Annotated in this window: 5 protein-coding genes; 2 read left to right on the forward strand and 3 right to left on the reverse strand. The window is 56.8% G+C overall.

Annotation, left to right across the window (positions count from 1 at the left end):
• Positions 1–68: 68 nt before the first annotated feature.
• Positions 69–1,013, reverse strand: coding sequence for a hypothetical protein (locus tag VIH17_06855; GenBank protein HEY4682953.1), 945 nt, complete (start codon positions 1,011–1,013; stop codon positions 69–71).
• Between the two features lie 187 nt (positions 1,014–1,200).
• On the opposite strand from VIH17_06855, the gene VIH17_06860 reads away from it, so the two are divergent.
• Positions 1,201–2,424: an ISAzo13 family transposase gene (locus tag VIH17_06860; protein ID HEY4682954.1), complete on the forward strand. Its 1,224-nt coding sequence runs from the start codon at positions 1,201–1,203 to the stop codon at positions 2,422–2,424.
• A 286-nt stretch (positions 2,425–2,710) separates the two neighbouring features.
• On the opposite strand, the gene VIH17_06865 is transcribed toward VIH17_06860, so the two are convergent.
• Together VIH17_06865 and VIH17_06870 are read right to left on the reverse strand one after the other, a co-directional pair.
• Entirely contained in the window at positions 2,711–3,268 is a 558-nt protein-coding gene (locus tag VIH17_06865) for a transposase (GenBank protein ID HEY4682955.1), read from the reverse strand.
• Positions 3,252–3,659, reverse strand: coding sequence for a hypothetical protein (locus VIH17_06870; protein HEY4682956.1), 408 nt, complete (start codon positions 3,657–3,659; stop codon positions 3,252–3,254). Before VIH17_06870 ends, VIH17_06865 begins: the two co-directional genes overlap by 17 nt.
• Positions 3,660–3,835: 176 nt before the next feature.
• Here VIH17_06870 and VIH17_06875 point away from each other — a divergent pair.
• Positions 3,836–4,396: DNA methyltransferase (locus VIH17_06875; protein HEY4682957.1), on the forward strand; the 561-nt coding region annotated here is incomplete at its 3' end.

The raw sequence follows: 4,396 nt of genomic DNA on the forward strand, positions 1-4,396 counted from the left end.
AGTTTGGAGGCCTGGTGTCCGGCCATGCCGACTATGCCTGGCAACTCGTCCCGACCAGCGGCAGTGGCCTAATCACCCCCACGCCTATCACACCTGCGGATACACCTCCGCCTTGTGTCCGCCCAACCGCCGCGCCAGACATAGTCGGCATAGCCGGACACCAGGCCTCCAAACTCGAGCCGAACCCGCAGGAACTGTCCCTGGCTGTAACCGCTTTGTTCCAGCGTAAAGACGCTCACACCGCCCTCACTTTTGCCTTCAGCTTTTAGGCCGCGCGCCGTGGGTCCAAACAGCGGGACCTCATCCACCAACCGGGCCTGAATAACCGTGACCGAAGCTGGTGTGACGATGGAGACCGGCTGGCCAGCCGGGAAAGCGGCGGTTTCCAGCTTGGCTCCCTCCAGTTCTCCATGTTCTCCGCTCTTCCCGGTAGAGAGGGAAAAGGCCAGGGGTGTGCCGGGGATGGCTTGGCCCTGAAGGATGAGCCATACCGGCGGCGTCCCCGCGCTTTTTTCGTCAGGCTCGGTTGTTGGTAGGGGAATTCCCTGGTAGGTGTCCGGCGCCGGGATACAGCTCGGGTTGATTGCCAGGTCGGTGAACGTCACGTCGAACACCAGGGCCTTCTGTACCAGTCTATTCTGACCCCATTGGGTAGATTCATCCTGCCGATCCACGAATGTGAGCACGGCGGAGCCGTCAACCTGCTCTGAGGACAGGGCTGAGATGGTGATCACACCGCTGGCCGAACCATTGAAGGATGTGAGCGGCTCGAGAGGCGGCGCGTGAAAAGCTGTCACCAAGGCGGAAAGATGGAGATTTGGTGGATTGTTGGCCACGTCCATTGGCTGGCCCAAGGGAATTTTCGAGACGTCGTCAAACTGGATGCTCAATCGGAAATCGGTTTCAGCATCCACCGGTTCTCCCTGTGGAGCGTTGACGGCCGAAAAAACCAGGAACAGGTCTGCGCCGCCGTTAGTACAGCTTTCCCTGGTTACGGACACGAGCGCCGGCATGGGCCGGTCATCCAGCGTAATGCGAAGGTCTTTTTCCTGCGGCTGGCACCCACCAGCGGCAAACATTAGGAATGAGAATTAATCAATTGTCCGGTTTGCACTTGCACATGTTCGTGCTTGCTTTGTCTCGTTCAAAGAGTTACGCTTCACAGAAGCCGGAAGACCTGCCGACTTGATTTGGAGCGGAATGATGCAACCCTATCCTCTTGAGATTGAACAAGCGATGAAGAAGTATTACGCCACGCTCTCCGAAAAAGATCGCCGTCGCTATGCGGCGGTTGAGGCTCTGAAACTGGGGCACGGCGGGCAGAGCTACATCGCTGAGTTGCTGGGCTGTAGTGAAAAGACGGTGAGCCGAGGCGTGGAGGAGTTGGCCGAGCTGCCAGCACAGCCTCCTGATGAACCCTGGCTCCGAAAACCAGGGGGCGGGCGCAGGCGCTATGACGAGGTGCATCCGGACCTTGACCGTCAATTTCTGGAAGTCTTGAAAGAGCACACCGCGGGCGACCCCATGGACGAGCGGGTGGTGTGGACGGACTTGACCCCGCCGGAAATTGCCGGATTGCTGGAGAAGCATCATCAAGTGCGGGTGAGCAAGAGCGTGGTGCGTAAACTGCTCAAGAAGCATAAGTATCGTCGTCGCCAAGCGCAAAAGAAACAGACGCTGAAATCGGTCGCTCACCGTGATGAGCAATTTACCAAGATTGCGGAGTTGAAAGCCGAATTTCAGGCTGCCGGCAACCCGATTATTAGCTTCGATACCAAGAAGAAGGAGTATGTGGGCAACTTCTACCGCGACGGTCATTTGTATACCTTGGAAGAACTCCATGCCTATGACCACGACTTCAAAAGTGAGGCGGACGGGATCATCATTCCGCATGGGATTTATGATTTGCAGCGCAACTTCGGTTATCTCCATCTGGGCACTAGCAAGGACACCAGCGAATTTGCTTGTGATTGTATCCGCTCTTGGTGGTATCAGCATGGACGGGCGGCCTATCCCCAAGCCACCGCCCTCTTAGGCTTGTGTGATGGCGGGGGCAGCAATCATGTTCACCATTACATCTTCAAGGAAGACTTGCAAAAATTGGCCGAGGAGCTTGGAATTGAAATCCGCATTGCTCACTATCCGCCCTACTGTTCCAAGTACAACCCGATTGAGCACCGGTTGTTTCCGCATGTCACCCGCGCCTGCCAGGGCGTGATTTTTTCCAGCGTCGCCTTGGTCAAAGAACTGATGGAAAAGACCAGAACCAACAAAGGCTTGAAAGTCGTCGTCAAAATCATTGACAAAGTCTATCGAACTGGACGCAAAGTGGCCGAAGACTTCAAGCTGAACATGCGCATTATCTTTGACACCGTTCTACCTCAATGGAACTATCGTGCCCTGCCAAATCAGACAGTTGTTTAATTCTCATTCCTTATGCGAGCACGGACCTTACTGTTGGAATGGGAAAAGATGCTAGGCCCGGTCAGTTTTATCCAATCACTAATCCCAAGACGGGGAGGGTCTACCAGCCAAATCCAGAGCGCGTGTGGCGCTTTTACCCTGAAACGATGATGAAAATCATCGAAGCCGGACTTATCATCTGGCCAGATGAAGCGGGCGGCAAGATGGAGCGCCCACGTTACAAGACTTATTACGATCCAAATAGCGCAAAACCAAAGCCCGTTTCAAGCTGGATTGAAACTTCGGCTCATGTAGCCCCAGAGGTGCAAGGGGTCATCATGGCTCTCAGCAAAGCTGGCGTGACCTCCTTGGCGATATAGCCGGCTTGAAAGACGGCGACGTACTGTCCCAGATACTCTTTGTTGACGCCTCGAAAGAGCCGCACGAAGTTCCGTAGGCCGGTCCAAATGCCTTCCATGGTATTGCAGTGCACTTCCCGCACACCATCCCCATCGTCATCCCGGGCCCACTCGCGTTGGCCGGGCGTGTGGCACACGCTGGCATGGGCGCGCCCGCTTTCGGGCAAGTGGTTGTACGCCTGCCATTCATCCGTGTACACGGTCGCCGTGTCGGGGGTGCGTTCTTCGACGAAGGGTTGGAGCGTCTCCCGATCACTATGGTGGCAAACTTCCAAACGAATCTCGCCACTCTCACGCCCGACCACGCCCACGACGGGTGGCCGGTCATTGTCCCAAGTGCCATGGCCTTTCACTTTGTTGGCCCGGCGCCGAGGCGGAGCCTCGGGGTCTTCATGTTTGACCCCTTTTTCCCCGGCGTTTTGGTACATTTCATCGGCTTCGGTCACGCTGTCCGCCAAGGCTGTTGGGGGGAAAATGCTGTTCGATCAGCTGTTGAATCTCATGGCGGTGTTCCAACAGGTGCGCTCGGTCAACCCCGAGCTCACGCGCCAGGTGGGCGGTCGGCACCCCCTGCGCCACCCCGCGCAAAATCAAGACAATCGTGGCACAACTATGGCGGGTCTTACTCCAGATCGTATTCGTAAACACATTGAAGACCGCGCCGCAGGTCTGACACCGGTAATCCACGATCGGAGCACGATGACGATCATGGGCCCCTTGACCCACGGGCAAGGGATGGCCCTCAGGACAGTGCAGGCCCTGGGGGTGCAACACCGAGAGCAAGTAGTCGTAGCAAGCTTGCTCATCCATCAGCGATTGGATCGGAAACGCGATCATGCCAGACCCTCCCCGGAGGCGTTAGACAGCTACCGATTGCCCTGGAGGATACTCGATTTCGCCCCGAAGGGCGCCTCTGCACCTCAGAGGCTACATGAGCCGAAACTTCAAATACAAATGATCGCGACATCGCCTCGGCTGAAGCCGAGTATGACGCAACCATTCTCACGTCAGGCATGAACCAGGAAGGAGGGCGTCTGCTCCAACAGATGTTGGGAAGCAAAGTCTTCGCCTATCCCAAACCTCTCTCTCTAATCCGGTCGCTTGTGCGCGCCACTACTCGCGGAACTGATATTGTCATGGACTCATTTGCGGGTACAGGCACGACCGGCCACGCCGTTCTAGACCTGAATAATGAAGATGAGCATAACCGCCGCTTTATCTTAGTCGAAATGGAGCCGGACATAGCTCGCAATATTACCGCCGAGCGGCTGAGGCGAGTGATTGAGGGCTACACTTGGAAAGACACGCGCGGCAACCAGAAGCGCGAAGAGGCGCTGGGCGGCGGCTTCCGCTACTGCACCCTCGGCCCCACCCTGTTCGACGCGGAAGGCCATATCCGCGCCGAAGTTTCATTCGATGACCTAGCCAGGCACGTCTTCTTCGTGGAGACCGGGGAGCCACTGCCCACGCGGAATGGTAAACGCCGCTCGCCGCGCCTGGGCGTGGTCAACGGGTTGGCGGTGTACCTGCTCTACAATGGCGTGCTCAAAGATAAATCGCTAGACGGCGGCAAT

The organism is Candidatus Acidiferrales bacterium, assembly GCA_036514995.1.
Classification (GTDB): domain Bacteria; phylum Acidobacteriota; class Terriglobia; order Acidiferrales; family DATBWB01; genus DATBWB01.